Origin of the sequence: Streptomyces sp. NBC_00388, assembly GCF_036061255.1 — a bacterium.
Lineage (GTDB): Bacteria > Actinomycetota > Actinomycetes > Streptomycetales > Streptomycetaceae > Streptomyces.
The window spans coordinates 3832977-3850891 of record NZ_CP107948.1; the positions used below are offsets into that span (position 1 = coordinate 3832977).

The 17915-nt window shown below is 66.1% G+C and carries 15 protein-coding genes; 7 read left to right on the forward strand and 8 right to left on the reverse strand.

Translation table 11 applies throughout. The features are described 5' to 3' along the window. Window positions 1-21: 21 nt before the first annotated feature. The 8 genes from OG917_RS17325 to rpmH all read right to left on the reverse strand — a co-directional run bounded on the left by OG917_RS17325 (window position 22) and on the right by rpmH (window position 5985). Window positions 22-1128: a ParB/RepB/Spo0J family partition protein gene (locus OG917_RS17325; RefSeq protein WP_328318498.1), complete on the reverse strand. Its 1107-nt coding sequence runs from the start codon at window positions 1126-1128 to the stop codon at window positions 22-24. After that, entirely contained in the window at window positions 1125-2201 is a 1077-nt protein-coding gene (locus tag OG917_RS17330) for an AAA family ATPase (RefSeq protein WP_328321971.1), read from the reverse strand. The genes OG917_RS17325 and OG917_RS17330 overlap by 4 nt, the downstream gene beginning before the upstream one ends. 247 nt (window positions 2202-2448) lie before the next feature. Beyond that, window positions 2449-3165, reverse strand: a complete 717-nt coding sequence (gene rsmG / locus OG917_RS17335; protein ID WP_328318500.1) for a 16S rRNA (guanine(527)-N(7))-methyltransferase RsmG — start codon at window positions 3163-3165, stop codon at window positions 2449-2451. A gap of 106 nt (window positions 3166-3271) precedes the next feature. Then, window positions 3272-3784, reverse strand: a complete 513-nt coding sequence (locus tag OG917_RS17340) for a Jag family protein (protein WP_328318501.1) — start codon at window positions 3782-3784, stop codon at window positions 3272-3274. A 15-nt stretch (window positions 3785-3799) separates the two neighbouring features. Continuing rightward, on the reverse strand, window positions 3800-5128 hold the full coding sequence (gene yidC / locus OG917_RS17345; protein ID WP_328318502.1) for a membrane protein insertase YidC: 1329 nt from the start codon (window positions 5126-5128) through the stop codon (window positions 3800-3802). Window positions 5129-5131: 3 nt separating this feature from the next. Further along, the gene (gene yidD, locus OG917_RS17350; RefSeq protein ID WP_328318503.1) at window positions 5132-5461 is read right to left on the reverse strand and encodes a membrane protein insertion efficiency factor YidD; all 330 of its coding nucleotides are present in this window, start codon (window positions 5459-5461) and stop codon (window positions 5132-5134) included. Then, a complete protein-coding gene (rnpA, locus tag OG917_RS17355) occupies window positions 5458-5829 on the reverse strand; it encodes a ribonuclease P protein component (protein ID WP_328318504.1) in 372 nt (123 codons plus the stop codon). The genes yidD and rnpA overlap by 4 nt, the downstream gene beginning before the upstream one ends. 18 nt (window positions 5830-5847) lie before the next feature. Next, a complete protein-coding gene (gene rpmH / locus OG917_RS17360) occupies window positions 5848-5985 on the reverse strand; it encodes a 50S ribosomal protein L34 (protein WP_030990579.1) in 138 nt (45 codons plus the stop codon). A gap of 363 nt (window positions 5986-6348) precedes the next feature. Here rpmH and dnaA point away from each other — a divergent pair, with 363 nt between their 5' ends. The 7 genes from dnaA to gyrA all read left to right on the forward strand — a co-directional run bounded on the left by dnaA (window position 6349) and on the right by gyrA (window position 17915). Continuing rightward, on the forward strand, window positions 6349-8103 hold the full coding sequence (gene dnaA / locus OG917_RS17365; protein ID WP_328318505.1) for a chromosomal replication initiator protein DnaA: 1755 nt from the start codon (window positions 6349-6351) through the stop codon (window positions 8101-8103). Window positions 8104-8929: 826 nt separating this feature from the next. Continuing rightward, window positions 8930-10060, forward strand: coding sequence for a DNA polymerase III subunit beta (gene dnaN, locus OG917_RS17370; RefSeq protein ID WP_328318506.1), 1131 nt, complete (start codon window positions 8930-8932; stop codon window positions 10058-10060). Between the two features lie 111 nt (window positions 10061-10171). Continuing rightward, entirely contained in the window at window positions 10172-11050 is an 879-nt protein-coding gene (gene gnd, locus OG917_RS17375; RefSeq protein WP_328318507.1) for a phosphogluconate dehydrogenase (NAD(+)-dependent, decarboxylating), read from the forward strand. A gap of 30 nt (window positions 11051-11080) precedes the next feature. Continuing rightward, window positions 11081-12211: a DNA replication/repair protein RecF gene (gene recF, locus OG917_RS17380; protein WP_328318508.1), complete on the forward strand. Its 1131-nt coding sequence runs from the start codon at window positions 11081-11083 to the stop codon at window positions 12209-12211. Continuing rightward, window positions 12208-12813 (forward strand): DUF721 domain-containing protein, encoded by a 606-nt coding sequence (locus OG917_RS17385; RefSeq protein ID WP_328318509.1) that lies wholly within the window; start codon window positions 12208-12210, stop codon window positions 12811-12813. Before recF ends, OG917_RS17385 begins: the two co-directional genes overlap by 4 nt. A gap of 366 nt (window positions 12814-13179) precedes the next feature. Beyond that, window positions 13180-15243: a DNA topoisomerase (ATP-hydrolyzing) subunit B gene (gyrB, locus tag OG917_RS17390; RefSeq protein WP_328318510.1), complete on the forward strand. Its 2064-nt coding sequence runs from the start codon at window positions 13180-13182 to the stop codon at window positions 15241-15243. A gap of 41 nt (window positions 15244-15284) precedes the next feature. Continuing rightward, window positions 15285-17915: a DNA gyrase subunit A gene (gyrA, locus tag OG917_RS17395; RefSeq protein WP_328318511.1), complete on the forward strand. Its 2631-nt coding sequence runs from the start codon at window positions 15285-15287 to the stop codon at window positions 17913-17915.

Here is a 17915-nt window from a genome sequence, read left to right on the forward strand (position 1 = left end):
TTGCACACTCAAGCTGCGGACTCAGCTCTCGTCCTCCTCGACGGCTTCGTCCTCCAGACGCTTCTCCAGGACCCGTCCCTCGCCCGGAGCGAGCGAGCCGAGAATTCGATCGAGGTCGTCCATCGACGCAAATTCGACGACGATCTTCCCCTTCTTCTGGCCCAGATCAACCTTCACCCGCGTCTCGAAACGATCCGAGAGTCGCGAGGCGAGGTCGGAGAGCGCCGGCGACACACGCCCACCGGCCCGGGGCCCCTTGGCCTTCGCCGTGCTCTGCGGACGCGACTGCATCAGCGTGACGATCTCTTCGACAGCGCGTACCGAGAGCCCCTCCGCAACGATGCGGTGCGCCAACCGGTCCTGCTCTTCGGAGTCATCCACCGACAACAACGCCCGGGCATGGCCTGCGGACAGAACTCCGGCAGCGACCCTGCGCTGCACGGGGGGCGAGAGCCTCAAGAGCCGCAAGGTGTTGGACACCTGCGGCCGTGAGCGACCGATCCGGTCAGCGAGCTGATCGTGCGTGCAGCTGAAATCCTTCAGCAACTGATCGTAGGCAGCTGCCTCTTCGAGCGGGTTGAGCTGAGAACGGTGGAGGTTCTCCAGCAGTGCGTCCAGGAGGAGCTTCTCGTCATCCGTGGCCCGGACGATGGCCGGGATGCGCTCCAGACCTGCCTCACGGCAGGCCCGCCAGCGTCGCTCACCCATGATGAGCTCGAAGCGTTCAGGGCCTGCCTGGCGTACGACGACAGGCTGCAGGAGGCCCACCTCCTGGATGGAGGAGACAAGTTCAGCGAGAGCATCGTCGTCGAACACCTCACGCGGCTGACGCGGGTTGGGGGTGATCGCGTCCAGCGGCAGCTCGGCGAAGTATGCCCCTGCGGGCCCCATGGGCTCTGACACAGGCGCAGGTGCCGCCTCCTGCGCAGGAATGATCGGCTCCTGCGCGACAGCGCCCGTGGGCAAGGACGCCAGCTTCGCAGCCGCCACGCCCCGCTCCGCTGTCATCACAGGTGAACCCCCGGCCGAGGACGATGCCTCGGCTCCTGCGAGCCCCGCCTTCTCCTGCGGTGCGGCGGGGATCAGCGCCCCCAGTCCGCGTCCCAACCCCCTGCGTCGCTCACTCACTGGATCCCCTCCGACATGCTCTGCTGACTGGTGTGGCTGCCCGTATGCGCGTGGCGGCCGTCGTAGTTGACATCAACGCCGCGCAACGCGATCTCTCGTGCCGCTTCCAGGTACGAAAGCGAACCGCTGGAGCCCGGGTCATAGGTCAGGACTGTCTGCCCATAGCTCGGGGCCTCCGAGATACGAACCGAGCGTGGAATGCTCGTCTTGAGAACCTCGCGAGCGAAGTGGCTACGCACCTCATCTGCCACCTGCGAAGCGAGACGGGTCCTGCCGTCGTACATGGTGAGCAGGATCGTCGACACATGAAGCTCGGGGTTGAGATGCCCGCGGACCAGGTCGACATTCCGCAGCAGCTGCCCCAGCCCCTCAAGTGCGTAGTACTCGCACTGAATCGGGATCAGTACCTCAGCCCCCGCGACCATGGCATTGACGGTCAGCAGGCCAAGAGACGGCGGGCAGTCGATGAGGATGTAGTCGAGGGGCTGCTCATACGCCTGGAGTGCTCGCTGCAGCCGGCTCTCCCGAGCTACGAGGGACACCAACTCGATCTCAGCTCCCGCGAGATCGATGGTGGCCGGCGCACAGAAGAGTCCCTCAACGTCGGGCACCGGCTGCACGACCTCGGAGAGCGGCCGGCTCTCCACCAGAACGTCGTAGATCGACGGCACTTCGGAATGATGGTCGATCCCCAGCGCCGTGGAGGCGTTTCCCTGAGGGTCCAGGTCAATCACCAGAACCCGCGCACCGTGCAGCGCGAGCGAGGCGGCGAGGTTGACTGTTGTTGTCGTCTTACCCACGCCGCCCTTCTGGTTGGCGACCACCATGACGCGCGTCTGCTCCGGCCGCGGCAGGCCTTCGCCAGCACGGCCGAGGGCCTCTACAGCCAGTTGGGCAGCACGACCAATAGGGGTGTCGTCCATCGGCGGCGGTGTTTCACGTGAAACATCTTCTGCCGCCGACTCGGTACGGGGACCGGGGACCGGATCGGTCATCGGTCCCGCGATGTTGGCGTCGGACCGCAAGGATTCACTCTCCTCGACTTCAGGCTCGCAATGAACAGAGCCTGCCATGCTTTCGGGGTTGTGAACCAGCGAGGCATGTTCTTCTGTGGATGAATCCACCTTTGTGGACAACTCTGTGGCCCCAAAGGGCCTTCTGCCGCGCGGCGTGGATGCCGCGCGACTGCGACTGATGATCCCATGCAGCAGAGAGCGTCGTTTCACGTGAAACAAGATGCCCTCGCCACCGCGTCACGGCGTCACGACACTCCGAATTCGGTCGATTTAGCAGCTTTAGCGGCATTCGAGGATCTGGCTTCTACCGTCGCCGCCTGGTCCGACTCACCCGAGCCGCCTTGGCGCGCTTAGCTGCGAACCGTACGCCCCCGGGGCTCTCCCCCACCTCTACGCGCACCACCGTGGACAACGGATCGACGATCCCCTCTCCGACCTGGAGCACCGAAGTCTCGACCACGCCCAGTTTGCTCAGAGCCGCCCTCGCGCCCTGGATCTCGTCTTCGGCCGTGTCGCCCTTGAGAGCCAGCATCTCCCCGTACGGGCGCAGCAGCGGCACACCCCACCCGGCAAGCCGGTCAAGCGGAGCCACTGCGCGAGCCGTCACCACATGGACCGGTGGCAGCTTGCCCAGAACCTCCTCCGCCCGCCCACGCACAACCGTCACGTGATCGAGCCCCAGCAGCTCCACGACCTCCTGCAGGAAATTCGTCCGACGCAACAGAGGCTCCAGCAAGGTGATCTTCAGATCCCTCCGCACCAGAGCCAACGGGATACCCGGCAGACCGGCACCGGATCCGACATCGCAGACGGTCACTCCCTGCGGAACCACCTCAGAAAGCACTGCGCAGTTCAACAGGTGCCGCTCCCAGAGCCTGGGCACCTCCCGCGGGCCGATCAGCCCTCGCTTGACCCCCGCGTCCGCCAGCAGCTCCGCGTACCGCACAACTTCCGGGAAGAACTCACCGAAAACCGTATGCGCCACTTCCGGCGCCTGGGGAAGCTCCGCTGAGTCGGTCACGGGGACCGTCCTTCCTTACCGCGATATCGCATGGATGGCTGACAACAGGCTCACAAACATCGGCCCCGCCTGCGAAACAGACGGGGCCGAGAGAACAACGTACCGGTCAGGCCGGGAGCACGACGACGAAGCGCTGCGGCTCCTCGCCCTCGGACTCACTGCGCAGCCCGGCGGCGGCGATCGCGTCGTGTACGACCTTGCGCTCGAACGGCGTCATCGGGTCGAGCTTCATGGGCTCGCCTGAGCTCCTCACCTCGTCGGCGGCCTTGGCCCCCAGCGCAGCGAGCTCCTCGCGCTTCTTGGCCCGGAAACCCGCGATGTCCAGCATCAGCCGGCTGCGGTCCCCGGTCTCCCGGTGCACCGCGAGCCTGGTGAGCTCCTGCAGAGCCTCCAGCACCTCGCCGTCACGTCCCACAAGCTTCTGAAGATCGCGGCTGTTCGCATCACTGATGATCGAGACCGCGGCACGGTCGGCCTCGACGTCCATGTCGATGTCACCGTCGAGGTCCGCAATATCGAGCAGGCCCTCAAGGTAGTCAGCCGCGATCTCGCCTTCCTGCTCCAGCCGACTCAGAGTGTCGCCCTCAGCGGCGGCGGAGGTGGTGGTGCCTTCCGTCACGGGATGGACTCCTTCTTACTTCTTGGACGGGTGCTTGGGGCGCTGCTGGCCCTTGCGCTGCCCGGGCTTGGCTTGGCGTGCATTACGGGAAGCGGGCTTGCCGTCCGGCTTGGAGTCGCCTTCCTGCGGCTCGCTCTTCTCCAGCGAGGTCTTCTCATCCGCGCCGGCCACCTCGGTCTCGGCGGGGGTCTCCGCGGCCTTCGACGCGCCGGCCTGCGCCTGGCCTGCCTGAGGAGCACCTGTCTGAGCAGCACCCGTCTGGCGCTTCGCCTTGGTCTGGCGCTTGGGCTGCTGACGCTTCGGCGCGGCGTCAGCCAGGCTGACGCCCTCGGCCTCGGCGGCTACGGCCGCATCGCTCTTCTCAACGGTGCCGTCGGCCTGGGCCACGAGACCGGCCTTACTCAGGGTGGTGATGAACTTGCGCTCCGCCTCATTGCGGTCCTTCGTCTCCTTGGACGCAACGCCCTTGATGATGCTGCGCTGGTGACGGGTCCGCGTCGAGCCGTGGGCAATGAGGTGCTTCTGCATCCGCTCCAGCAGGCCGGACTGCGCCTGGCTGCCAGGCGTCGGGTTCCGGTGGATCACGAACATCTGCTGTCCCATGGTCCACACGTTGGTGGTGAGCCAGTACACGAGGACACCGACGGGGAAGTTGACACCCATCACAGCGAACATCACCGGGAAGACGTACATCAGCATCTTCTGCTGCTGCATGAACGGCGTCTTGACGGACATGTCGACGTTCTTCGTCATCAGCTGACGCTGCGTGTAGAACTGCGACGCGGACATCATGATGATCATGACCGCCGTGACGATCCGGACGTCGGTCAGTGTGGCTCCGAGCGCCGCGACCTTGTCCGAGCTGTCCAGGAACTTCGCCGCCAGCGGAGCACCGAAGATGTGGGCCTTCTGCGCACTCTCAAGCAGCGGCTTGTCGATGTACCCCTTCGTCTGCCCGTTCGCGATGGCAGAGAGCACGTGGTACAGCGCGAAGAAGAACGGCGACTGCGCGATGATCGGCAGGCACGAGGAGAGCGGGTTGGTGCCCGTCTCCTTGTACAGCTTCATCATCTCTTCGGACTGACGCTGCTTGTCGCTCTTGTAGCGCTCCTGGATCGCCTTCATCTTCGGCTGGAGCGCCTGCATGCCACGGGTCGACTTGATCTGCTTCACGAAGAGCGGGATCAGGCAGATCCGGATCAGGACCACCAGGGACACGATCGACAGACCCCAGGCCCAGCCTGTGTCGGGGCCGAAGATGGCTCCGTACAGCGAATGGAACTGGACGATGACCCAGGAAACTGGGGTGGTGATAAAACTGAACAGACTGGCAATCGTGTCCACTAATCAGGCTCCTTGAGCATTGGGCGAGGTCTCTGCGGCCGGGCCGGTCTCCGGACCGGAGTGCCCGCCCTTGCTTGTCCGCCACGCATTGCGCAGCAGTTCGTGCCAACGCGGACGCTTGCGCGGCGGAACGTGGTCCACGCCACCCGGCGACCATGGGTTGCATCGCAGGATGCGCCAGGCCGTCAGTGCCGTTCCCTTCACCGCACCGTGCCGGTCGATAGCCGTATATCCATAGTGGGAACACGACGGGTAGTACCTGCAGACAGGCCCCAGAAGAGGGCTGATCGTCCACTGGTACAACTTGATGAGAGCCAGCAGCGGGTACTTCATCGCGCGCCCCCTCCCAGTAGCCGCGCCAAGGCGGCGTCCAGGTCTCGGGCCAGCTGTGCATGGTCGGCGGTGCCCGCGCCGGGCAGCGCCCGTACGACAACCAGGCTACCGGGGGGCAGCTGGGAGAGCCGATCACGCACCAGATGGCGAAGCTTGCGCTTCACTGCGGTGCGGACGACCGCTCCGCCCACTGCCTTGCTTACGACGAAACCCGCACGTGTCGGGGGAGTGCTCTCCCCAGGCACATGCGGGTCCGTTGTACCGCTGCGTAGATGGACGACGAGCAACGGGCGACCGGCTCGGCGCCCTCGTCGTACTGCGGCTGCGAAGTCCTCGCGCCGCCTCAGCCGATTCTCGGTAGGCAGCACGTCATGACCTCTACGAGATCAGGCGGACAGGCGGGAGCGACCCTTGCCACGGCGGGTCGCCAGGATGGCGCGACCGGCGCGCGTGCGCATACGGAGACGGAAACCGTGGGTCTTCGCGCGACGACGGTTGTTCGGCTGGAAGGTGCGCTTGCTCACTCGGGGGCTCCAGAAATGAATCGGGTGATGGCGGGACATCGCCTGGCTGTCACCGTGCGCCCACGAGTAGCTCGCGAATACGCCCGTGTGCACCGCTTAGAACCACAGTTCGTGATCTTTGCCCATCGGAGGCAGGCGGCAGCAGCCATCGACAACTCGACCTGGTCACGGTACGCGCGACTACGCCATCCGGTCAAACCGGCCCCTGCAACGGCTCCCACTGTGCACAGGCTGTGGACAACAACTTGAACCGCGCGGGTTGCCCTGACTACCTTGGCGGAACTCCCAAGTCTTTTTCCTGCCTGTCTTCACCCCCCGTCCCGAGAACCACACATTCGTGGGACCTGCGAGAGAGCGTGCCCTGTGGCTGACGTACCTGCCGATCTTGCCGCAGTGTGGCCACGAGTCCTCGAACGTCTCCTCGGCGAGGGACAGCAAAATATCGAGCCGAAGGACAAGCAGTGGATCGAGCGCTGCCAGCCGCTGGCGCTCGTGGCCGACACCGCTCTCCTCGCCGTCCCCAATGAATGGGGCAAGAGGGTCCTCGAAGGCCGGCTCGCCCCCCTCATCAGCGAGACACTGAGTCACGAGTGCGGTCGTCCGATCCGTATCGCCATCACAGTGGACGACACGATCGGTGATCCTTCCCCGCCGGCCCCGCCGATGCAGCAGTCACAGCAGCAGCCCCGCTACCAGCACCCGCAGCACGACGAGCCCCGGCACGGCGACACATATGACGGATACGGCCACCGGCCGTCGGACGACGGCATGCCGACCGCCAGGCCCGCGTATCCGGACTACCAGCAGCAGCGGCCCGACTCCGGCGCCTGGCCGCGCACCCAGGAGGACCTCTCCTGGCAGCAGCCCCGGCTCGGCGGCTTCCAGGAGCGCGACCCCTACACGGGCCCGCGCTCCTCGTCGCAGCACGACTACAGGCAGCAGCAGGACCGCCAGCAGTACGAGCAGCGGCCCGAGCGCCACGACCTCCGCGACCCGCAGTCCTCGCAGCGGCATCTGCCCGCTCCGAGCGGGGCTCCGGGGCCGCTGGCCGCACAGCCGGCTCCGGCGCCCGGCCCTGGGGAACCACAGGCACGGCTGAACCCCAAGTACCTCTTCGACACCTTCGTCATCGGCGCATCCAACCGCTTCGCGCACGCGGCCGCCGTCGCTGTCGCCGAGGCACCGGCGAAGGCGTACAACCCGCTGTTCATCTACGGGGAGTCAGGGCTCGGCAAGACGCACCTGCTGCACGCGATCGGCCACTACGCACGCAGTCTCTATCCGGGGACCCGGGTGCGTTACGTCAGCTCCGAGGAGTTCACCAACGAGTTCATCAACTCGATCCGTGACGGCAAGGGCGACACCTTCCGCAAGCGCTATCGCGATGTCGACATCCTCCTCGTCGACGACATCCAGTTCCTGGCGAGCAAGGAGTCGACGCAGGAGGAGTTCTTCCACACGTTCAACACGCTGCACAACGCCAACAAGCAGATCGTCCTCTCGTCCGACCGGCCGCCCAAGCAGCTGGTGACTCTGGAGGACCGGCTGCGCAACCGGTTCGAGTGGGGTCTGACCACCGACGTGCAGCCGCCGGAGCTGGAGACGCGGATCGCGATCCTCCGCAAGAAGGCGGTCCAGGAGCAGCTCAACGCTCCGCCGGAGGTCCTCGAGTTCATCGCCTCCCGCATCTCGCGCAACATCCGCGAGCTGGAGGGGGCGCTGATCCGGGTAACCGCCTTCGCCTCACTCAACCGGCAGCCGGTGGATCTCGGCCTCACCGAGATCGTCCTGAAGGATCTGATCCCCGGCGGCGAGGACGCAGCCCCGGAGATCACGGCGAGCGCCATCATGGCGGCGACGGCGGACTACTTCGGGCTGACGATCGAAGACCTCTGCGGATCCTCGCGCAGCCGCGTCCTGGTGACGGCCCGGCAGATCGCGATGTACCTCTGCCGGGAGCTCACGGACCTCTCACTGCCCAAGATCGGGGCGCAGTTCGGCGGCCGCGACCACACGACCGTCATGCACGCCGACCGGAAGATCCGCGCGCTGATGGCCGAGCGGCGGTCCATCTACAACCAGGTCACCGAGCTCACCAACCGCATCAAGAACGGCTGACCGAGCCGCTTCAGAGCCTCCGAAGGGCGCCCCGGGACGCAAGTCCCGGGGCGCCCTTCGCTGTTCCGCGCGCTTTCCCACGCCGCCGGTGTTCGAATACGGGGCTGCACGCGTATGTTCTCCACAGCATTGAGGGGGAAGTGCCGTCCACACCCTGGGGACTGATTCGTTGTCCAGATCGTGTCCACAGGCGCGGTGCCTGAGACTCCATCAGGCCAGGTCAGGCAGTTGTGGATTTGTGGCCAACTACTGTCCACAGGGTGTGGACAGTTTTCTCGTCCACAGGCCTGGGGATTCGTTGTCCACCGTCGGCCCACAGGCAGGGCTCTGTTGTCCCCAGCTTCTCCACACCCTTGTCCACTGTTCGGCAACGAAACACCCGCGCTCACCGGGTCGAGTGAAAGCCGTCACACCAAGGTGGTCGGTTGGGCTGTGGGCAAGCGGGGTAAAGCTGGGGATGGAGCTGGGGAGAAGTCCCCCTCCCCTGTGCATCGAGTGTGCAGAACTTTTCGCCGTCCACAGAGACGCGTACTTTTCCACCGGCTCCGCCCACAGGCACGGTGGACAAAAAAGCTGCCCTGAGCTGGGGAAACGGGGTTATCCACGGTTTCCACAGCCCCTACTACTACTGCCCCCTAGAGTTACCGGGGAATTGGCTTCGAAGTGGGTGCTGTGCACAACTCGTCGCCGAGGCCTCCGGTGGCCCTCGCCACGACTTGACCCCGACGCGCACCGACTGTCGGCGGCGTACGTCAGACTGGTCCCCGGCAAGAAGCCGACGACGAAGGCCAGCAGGGCGAGCGAGCAACAGCAGGAGGCGGTTCCGGTGAAGATCCGGGTGGAGCGCGATGTACTCGCGGAGGCGGTGGCCTGGGCGGCCCGCAGCCTTCCGGCCCGTCCGCCGGTGCCGGTTCTTGCGGGCCTGCTGCTCAAGGCCGAGGAGGGCACGCTGAGCCTCTCCGGCTTCGACTACGAGGTCTCGGCCCGGGTCTCGGTCGACGCCGAGATCGAGGAGCACGGCACCGTCCTCGTCTCGGGGCGTCTGCTCGCCGACATCTGTCGCGCACTTCCGAACCGCCCGGTGGAGATCTCCACCGACGGGGTCCGGGCGACCGTGGTCTGCGGTTCGTCCCGCTTCACCCTCCACACCCTGCCGGTGGAGGAGTACCCGGCGCTGCCGCAGATGCCGACGGCGACAGGCACTGTCCCCGGTGAGGTCTTCGCCTCCGCCGCAGCTCAGGTGGCCATTGCCGCAGGCCGTGACGACACGCTGCCCGTCCTGACCGGCGTGCGGATCGAGATCGAGGGCGACCGGGTCACCCTGGCGTCCACCGACCGCTACCGCTTCGCCGTCCGTGAGTTCCTGTGGAAGCCGGAGGACCCGGAGGCCTCCGCCGTCGCGCTGGTGCCGGCCAAGACCCTCCTGGACACCGCCAAGTCGCTGACCAGCGGTGACACGGTGACGCTCGCACTCTCCGGGTCGGGCGCCGGTGAGGGCCTGATCGGTTTCGAGGGTGCTGGTCGGCGTACGACCACGCGCCTCCTCGAAGGCGACCTGCCGAAGTACCGGACGCTTTTCCCGACCGAGTTCAACTCGATCGCCGTCATCGAGACGCCCGCGTTCGTCGAGGCGGTCAAGCGTGTCTCCCTCGTCGCCGAGCGGAACACCCCGGTGCGGCTCAGCTTCGAGCAGGGCGTGCTGATCCTGGAGGCCGGGTCCAGCGACGATGCACAGGCTGTGGAGCGGGTCGACGCCAAGCTTGACGGCGATGACATCTCGATCGCCTTCAATCCGACCTTCCTGCTCGACGGCCTCAGCGCGATCGACTCGCCAGTCGCCCAGCTCTCCTTCACGACCTCGACCAAGCCTGCGCTGCTCAGCGGCCGGCCTGCTGTCGACGCCGAGGCGGACGACGCCTACAAGTACCTGATCATGCCCGTGCGGCTGTCGGGCTGAGCCGGTCCGCGGCCGTACGTCTGAGCGGCTTACCCCGCAGGTGTGTACCCGTGTCCCGGCGTACGCTCGGACGCGGGTACGAAACGCCACCACGTCACTAAGGATCTTCTGATGGAGCTCGGTCTCGTCGGCCTCGGCAAGATGGGCGGGAACATGCGCGAGCGCATCCGCCGCGCTGGTCACACCGTCATTGGTTACGACCGGAACCCGGACGTAGCCGATGTCCACAGCCTGGAAGAGCTTGTGGGCAAGCTCAAGGGCCCCCGCGTCATCTGGGTCATGGTCCCGGCAGGCGCCGCGACCCAGTCCACCGTCGACGAGCTGGCCGGCCTGCTCTCCCCGGGCGACGTCGTCGTGGACGGCGGCAACTCGCGCTGGACCGATGACGAGAAGCACGCGGTCGAGCTGGGCATCAAGGGCATCGGGTTCGTGGACTGCGGCGTCTCCGGTGGCGTCTGGGGCCTGGAGAACGGCTACGCGCTGATGTACGGCGGCGACGCCGAGAACGTCGCGAAGGTGCAGCCGGTCTTCGACGCGCTCAAGCCCGACGGAGAGTTCGGTTCGGTCCACGCGGGCAAGGTCGGCGCCGGCCACTTCGCGAAGATGGTTCACAACGGCATCGAGTACGCCATGATGCAGGCCTATGCCGAGGGCTGGGAGCTGCTGGAGAAGGTCGACTCCGTCACCGACGTGCGCGAGGTCTTCCGCTCCTGGCAGGAGGGCACGGTCATCCGTTCCTGGCTGCTCGACCTCGCGGTCAACGCGCTGGACGACGACGAGCACCTCGACCAGCTCCGTGGCTTCGCCGCTGACTCTGGCGAAGGGCGCTGGACGGTCGAGGCTGCCATCGACAACGCGGTGCCGCTGCCCGCGATCACCGCGTCGCTCTTCGCCCGCTTCGCCTCGCGCCAGGACGACTCTCCGCAGATGAAGATGATCGCGGCCCTGCGTAACCAGTTCGGTGGCCACGCGGTCGAGAACAAGAAGTAAGTCAGCAGCGGGGAAGGTCGGCGCACGGTCATGCACGTCACGCATCTGTCGCTGGCCGACTTCCGCTCGTACGCCCGGGTCGAGGTTCCTCTCGATCCGGGCGTCACTGCGTTCGTGGGCGCCAATGGACAGGGCAAGACCAACCTCGTCGAGGCGGTCGGCTATCTGTCGACGCTCGGCAGCCACCGGGTCTCATCGGATGCTCCGCTGGTGCGGATGGGCGCCGACCGGGCTGTGATCCGGGCTGCGGTCACCCAGGGCGAGCGATCCCAGCTCGTTGAGCTCGAACTCAACCCGGGACGGGCCAACAGAGCCCGGATCAACCGGTCATCGCAGGTCAGGCCTCGCGATGTACTCGGAATCGTCCGGACCGTGCTCTTCGCCCCGGAGGATCTGGCGCTGATCAAGGGCGATCCGGGCGAGCGCCGGCGGTTCCTGGACGAGCTGATCACTGCGCGTTCCCCCCGGATGGCCGGAGTCCGTTCCGACTACGAGCGGGTGCTGAAGCAGCGCAACACCTTGCTGAAGTCCGCAGCGATGGCCCGCAAGCACGGTGGCAGGTCCATGGACATGTCCACTCTCGATGTCTGGGACCAGCATCTGGGGCGTGTGGGCGCCGAGTTGCTGGCGCAGCGTCTGGATCTGATCGCGACGCTGCAACCGCTGGCGGACAAGGCGTATGAGCAGGTAGCGCCTGGCGGCGGCCCGGTGGTGCTGGAGTACCGGAGTTCGCTGGGCGAGGGGGGCGAGGCCGCAGAGTCGAAGGACAAGCTCTACGAGCAACTGCTCGCCGCGCTGGTGGGGGTCCGTAAGCAGGAGATCGAGCGGGGCGTGACTCTGGTCGGCCCGCACCGTGACGATCTGGTGCTGAAGCTTGGCCGGCTGCCGGCCAAGGGATACGCGAGCCATGGTGAGTCCTGGTCGTATGCGCTGGCGCTTCGGCTCGCCTCGTACGACTTGTTGCGTGCCGAGGGCAATGAGCCCGTGCTGATCCTCGACGATGTTTTCGCCGAGCTGGACGTGCGGCGCAGGGAACGCCTTGCCGAACTGGTGGCTCCGGGGGAACAGGTACTGGTGACAGCGGCAGTGGATGACGATGTGCCGGGTGTCCTGGCGGGGACCCGGTTCGCCGTATCGGACGGGGTGGTGAACCGGGTATGACCGGATCTTCCCTTTCGGACGGGGGTGGCGCCGGTGATGCGCAGGGCCCCCGGGCGACTCCCGAATCCGGTCCAGCCCAGGGGCCCGAGGCAGCCAAGATCCCGGAGTCATCGGGGATCGATCTGGCGCGGGTCGCCTTGCGGGCGGCCAAGGAACAGGCGAAGGCCCGAGGGGCGGCCGCGCAGCAGAAGAAGCAGGCCAAACGGGGCGGGCTGCGGTCGGGAGCGCGCGCGGACGGACGTGACCCCCTGCCCCTGGGCGCGGCTATCAACCGGCTGATCACTGAACGCGGCTGGGAGACGCCGGCCGCGGTGGGTGGAGTGATGGGCCGCTGGCCGCAGATCGTGGGCGAGGACCTGGCGAATCACTGTGTCCCCCAGCGCTACGACGAGGACGCCCGGGTGCTGACGGTGCAGTGCGATTCGACGGCGTGGGCGACGCAGCTGAGGCTGCTGGCGCCGCAGCTGGTGGCCCGGCTGAACGCGGATCTGGGTCATGGCACGGTGAAGCTGCTGAAGGTCCTTGGTCCGGGTGGGCCGCCACGGCGGTTCGGGCCGCTGCGGGCACCCGGGAGCAAGGGGCCCGGAGACACGTACGGCTGATTCCGGCGAGAGCCGTCATCAGAGACGTTCTGCCCCCACCATCCCCTGCGCTTTCGACCGTAATGTGTGCTGTTTCACGTGAAACAGCACACAGTGGGACCGGGCTGGAGGGAACGCTCCCCGGAGGGTGTCCCTCACCGTAGTGGGAGGTTGACAGCCCGAGGCGCTGAAAGCCCGTGTGAGCCTCCTGGGGCCCCTTCCTTGATATGGGGAGTCGTTCGCCGCCGGTTCAGGGCGGCACATGTGGACTCAGGTACCGGCAAACCCCCATTGATGTCTGCGCTACCGGTAGACTGAGAGGCAATCCCGCCACTCGCGGAACTTGTCGAACGACGCAGCCACTCCTGCCTGCCCCTGGAGAGGCCTGTGCTGTGCCAGAAAGGGCGCTTCGTGGCCGATTCCGGCAACCCCAAGCAGATCCCCCCGTCCACTGTCGGTGAGCACGGCGAGGTAACCGCCTCGTACGACGCCAGCGCGATCACTGTCCTTGAGGGACTGGACGCGGTCCGTAAGCGGCCCGGCATGTACATCGGCTCGACCGGCGAGCGCGGTCTTCATCATCTGGTGTACGAGGTCGTCGACAACTCGGTCGACGAGGCCCTGGCCGGGCATGCCGACACCATCGATGTCACGATCCTCGCCGACGGCGGGGTACGCGTGGTCGACAACGGCCGTGGCATCCCGGTCGACATCGTGCCCTCGGAGAACAAGCCGGCCGTCGAGGTCGTCCTGACGGTGCTGCACGCCGGCGGCAAGTTCGGCGGGGGCGGTTACGCCGTCTCCGGTGGTCTGCACGGTGTGGGCGTCTCCGTCGTCAACGCTCTCTCCGCCAAGGTCGCGGTGGACGTCAAGCGCGACGGCTACCGCTGGACCCAGGACTACAAGCTCGGTGTCCCGACGGCTCCGCTGGCCCGTAACGATGCCACGGACGAGAGCGGCACCACCGTTACCTTCTGGGCCGACGGGGACATCTTCGAGACGACCGAGTACTCCTTCGAGACGCTGTCGCGGCGTTTCCAGGAGATGGCGTTCCTCAACAAGGGCCTCACCCTGACGCTGACCGACGAGCGTGAGTCGGCGAAGGCCACTGCGGGCGCCGACACGGTGGGGGAGGTCGCCGAGGAGGAGCAGGTACGTACTGTCTCGTACCACTACGAGGGCGGCATCGTCGACTTCGTGAAGTACCTCAACTCGCGCAAGGGTGAGCTCATCCACCCGACTGTGATCGACGTCGAGGCCGAGGACAAGGAGCGTCTCCTCTCGGCCGAGATCGCGATGCAGTGGAACTCGCAGTACAGCGAGGGTGTGTACTCCTTCGCGAACACGATCCACACGCATGAGGGCGGAACGCACGAGGAGGGCTTCCGGGCCGCTCTGACGGGCCTGGTCAACCGGTACGCGCGCGAGAAGAAGCTGCTGCGCGAGAAGGACGACAACCTCTCGGGCGAGGACATCCGCGAGGGTCTGACGGCGATCATCTCGGTGAAGCTGGGCGAGCCGCAGTTCGAGGGCCAGACGAAGACCAAGCTGGGCAACACGGAGGCGAAGACCTTCGTGCAGAAGGTCGTCTACGAGCACCTCACGGACTGGTTCGACCGGAACCCGAACGAGGCCGTCGATATCATCCGCAAGGCCATCCAGGCACAGACGGCTCGGGTCGCAGCGCGCAAGGCGCGTGACCTGACCCGGCGAAAGGGGCTCCTGGAGAGCGCCTCGCTGCCGGGCAAGCTGAGCGACTGCCAGTCGAACGACCCGACGAAGTGCGAGATCTTCATCGTCGAGGGTGACTCCGCCGGTGGTTCGGCGAAGTCCGGCCGTAACCCGATGTACCAGGCGATCCTGCCGATCCGAGGCAAGATCCTGAACGTCGAGAAGGCGCGGATCGACAAGATCCTCCAGAACACCGAGGTCCAGGCTCTGATCTCCGCGTTCGGGACCGGGGTCCACGAGGACTTCGACATCGAGAAGCTTCGGTACCACAAGATCATTCTCATGGCGGACGCCGACGTCGACGGTCAGCACATCAACACGCTGCTCCTGACGTTCCTCTTCCGGTTCATGCGGCCCCTGGTCGAAGCCGGGCATGTGTATCTGTCGCGTCCGCCACTGTTCAAGATCAAGTGGGGTCGGGACGACTTCGAGTACGCGTACTCGGACACGGAGCGGGACGCCCTGGTGGCGCTCGGCAAGCAGAGCGGCAAGCGGGTCAGGGACGACTCGATCCAGCGCTTCAAGGGTCTCGGTGAGATGAACGCCGAGGAACTGCGCATCACCACGATGGACGTGGACCACCGGGTGCTCGGCCAGGTGACTCTGGACGACGCGGCACAGGCCGACGATCTGTTCTCGGTGCTGATGGGTGAGGACGTCGAGGCACGGCGCTCGTTCATTCAGCGCAATGCCAAGGACGTTCGGTTCCTCGACATCTGAGTCGGTCTCGGCTGACCGCACTGAAAGGACTTTGACCAGCAATGGCCGACGAGAATTCCCCTGTGATGCCCGAACAGCCGCCCGCTGTCCCCGGCATCGGTATGCGTGTAGAGCCGGTCGGGCTCGAGACGGAGATGCAGCGTTCGTACCTCGACTACGCGATGTCCGTCATCGTGTCGCGTGCGCTGCCGGATGTGCGGGACGGTCTGAAGCCCGTCCACCGCCGGGTGCTGTACGCGATGTACGACGGCGGCTACCGGCCCGAAAAGGGCTTCTACAAGTGCGCGCGTGTCGTCGGCGACGTCATGGGTACCTACCACCCGCACGGTGACTCATCGATCTACGACGCCCTGGTCCGGCTGGCCCAGCACTGGTCGATGCGTATGCCGCTGGTCGACTCGAACGGGAACTTCGGCTCTCCCGGCAACGACCCGGCAGCCGCGATGCGGTACACCGAGTGCAAGATGATGCCCCTGTCCATGGAGATGGTCAGGGACATCGACGAGGAGACCGTCGACCTCCAGGACAACTACGACGGCCGTAACCAGGAACCGGTGGTCCTCCCCGCCAGGTTCCCGAACCTGCTGGTCAACGGCTCCGCAGGTATCGCGGTCGGTATGGCCACCAACATCCCCCCGCACAACCTGCGTGAGGTGGCGGCCGGCGCCCAGTGGTACCTGGAGAACCCGGAGGCCTCGCACGAGGACCTTCTGGACGCCCTGCTGGAACGCATCAAGGGCCCGGACTTCCCGACCGGCGCACTGGTCGTGGGACGCAAGGGCATCGAGGAGGCGTACCGCACCGGCCGCGGCTCCATCACGATGCGCGCGGTGGTCGCGGTCGAGGAGATCCAGAACCGCCAGTGCCTGGTGGTCACGGAACTGCCCTACCAGACCAACCCGGACAACCTCGCCCAGAAGATCGCCGACCTGGTGAAGGACGGCAAGGTCGGCGGGATTGCCGACGTCCGCGACGAGACGTCCTCACGTACCGGCCAGCGCCTGGTCGTCGTGCTGAAGCGTGACGCGGTCGCCAAGGTCGTGCTGAACAACCTCTACAAGCACACAGATCTCCAGTCGAACTTCAGCGCCAACATGCTGGCGCTCGTCGACGGAGTGCCGCGCACCCTCTCGATCGACGCGTTCATCCGGCACTGGGTGACCCACCAGATCGAGGTCATCGTCCGGCGCACCAAGTTCCGGCTGCGCAAGGCCGAGGAGCGCGCGCATATCCTGCGCGGTCTGCTGAAGGCGCTCGACGCGATCGATGAGGTCATCGCGCTGATCCGGCGCAGCCAGACGGTCGATGTGGCGCGCGAGGGCTTGATGAGCCTGCTGGAGATCGACGAGATCCAGGCGAACGCCATCCTGGAGATGCAGCTGCGCCGGCTGGCCGCACTGGAACACCAGAAGATCACGGCAGAGTTCAACGAGCTTCAGGCGAAGATCAACGAGTACAAGGCGATCCTGGTCTCGCCCGAGCGTCAGCGGCAGATCGTCAGTGAGGAACTGGCCGTCATCGTCGAGAAGTTCGGCGACGACCGGCGTTCCAAGCTGGTGCCCTTCGACGGAGACATGTCCATCGAGGACCTGATCGCCGAAGAGGACATTGTCGTCACCATCACGAACGGTGGTTACGTCAAGCGCACCAAGACGGAGGACTACCGCTCGCAGAAGCGCGGTGGCAAGGGCGTGCGCGGCACCAAGCTGAAGCAGGACGACATCGTTGCCCACTTCTTCGTGTCGACGACCCACCACTGGCTCCTGTTCTTCACGAACAAGGGCCGGGTGTACCGGGCGAAGGCCTACGAGCTTCCGGACGCGGGCCGCGATGCGCGCGGTCAGCACGTCGCCAACCTGCTGGCATTCCAGCCGGACGAACAGATCGCACAGATCCTGGCGATCCGGGACTACGACGCGACGCCGTATCTGATCCTCGCCACCAAGGGCGGCCTGGTGAAGAAGACCCCGCTCAAGGACTACGACTCACCTCGTTCAGGTGGTGTCATCGCGATCAACCTGCGGGAGACCGCGGACGGCAGCGACGACGAACTGATCGGCGCGGAGCTGGTGTCGGCCGAGGACGACCTGCTGCTCGTCAGCAGGAAGGCTCAGTCGATCCGGTTCACCGCGACGGATGACGCGCTGCGCCCCATGGGACGCGCGACATCCGGTGTGAAGGGCATGAGTTTCCGCGAGGGCGACGAACTGCTCTCGATGAATGTCGTCAGGCCCGGTACTTTCGTGTTCACTGCCACGGACGGCGGATACGCCAAGCGGACCCCGGTCGATGAGTACCGCGTCCAGGGTCGGGGCGGTCTGGGTATCAAGGCCGCCAAGATTGTGGAGGACCGAGGCTCTCTGGTCGGCGCGCTGGTGGTCGAGAGCACGGATGAAATCCTCGCCATCACGCTCGGCGGTGGTGTGATTCGTACGCGAGTCAATGAAGTCAGGGAGACGGGCCGTGACACCATGGGCGTCCAACTGATCAACCTGGGCAAGCGCGATGCTGTGGTTGGCATCGCTCGCAACGCCGAGGCCGGCCGAGAGGCCGAAGAGATTGACGCAGTCGATGGCGATGCGGATGCGGTCGACGGCGGTTCGGTCGACGGTGACGCGGTCGAAGCGGTAGTCGAGGGCACCGAGCCTTCGGCAGGGGAGCACGAGGAGTAG

Bases quoted from the DNA above. Each gene is read 5' to 3' on its own strand.
- OG917_RS17330 (WP_328321971.1), bottom strand. From the start codon at position 2,201: ATGGCAGGCTCTGTTCATTGCGAGCCTGAAGTCGAGGAGAGTGAATCC.
- yidD (WP_328318503.1), bottom strand. From the start codon at position 5,461: ATGAAGTACCCGCTGCTGGCTCTCATCAAGTTGTACCAGTGGACGATC.
- gnd (WP_328318507.1), top strand. From the start codon at position 10,172: ATGGAGCTCGGTCTCGTCGGCCTCGGCAAGATGGGCGGGAACATGCGC.
- recF (WP_328318508.1), top strand. From the start codon at position 11,081: ATGCACGTCACGCATCTGTCGCTGGCCGACTTCCGCTCGTACGCCCGG.
- OG917_RS17385 (WP_328318509.1), top strand. From the start codon at position 12,208: ATGACCGGATCTTCCCTTTCGGACGGGGGTGGCGCCGGTGATGCGCAG.
- gyrA (WP_328318511.1), top strand. From the start codon at position 15,285: ATGGCCGACGAGAATTCCCCTGTGATGCCCGAACAGCCGCCCGCTGTC.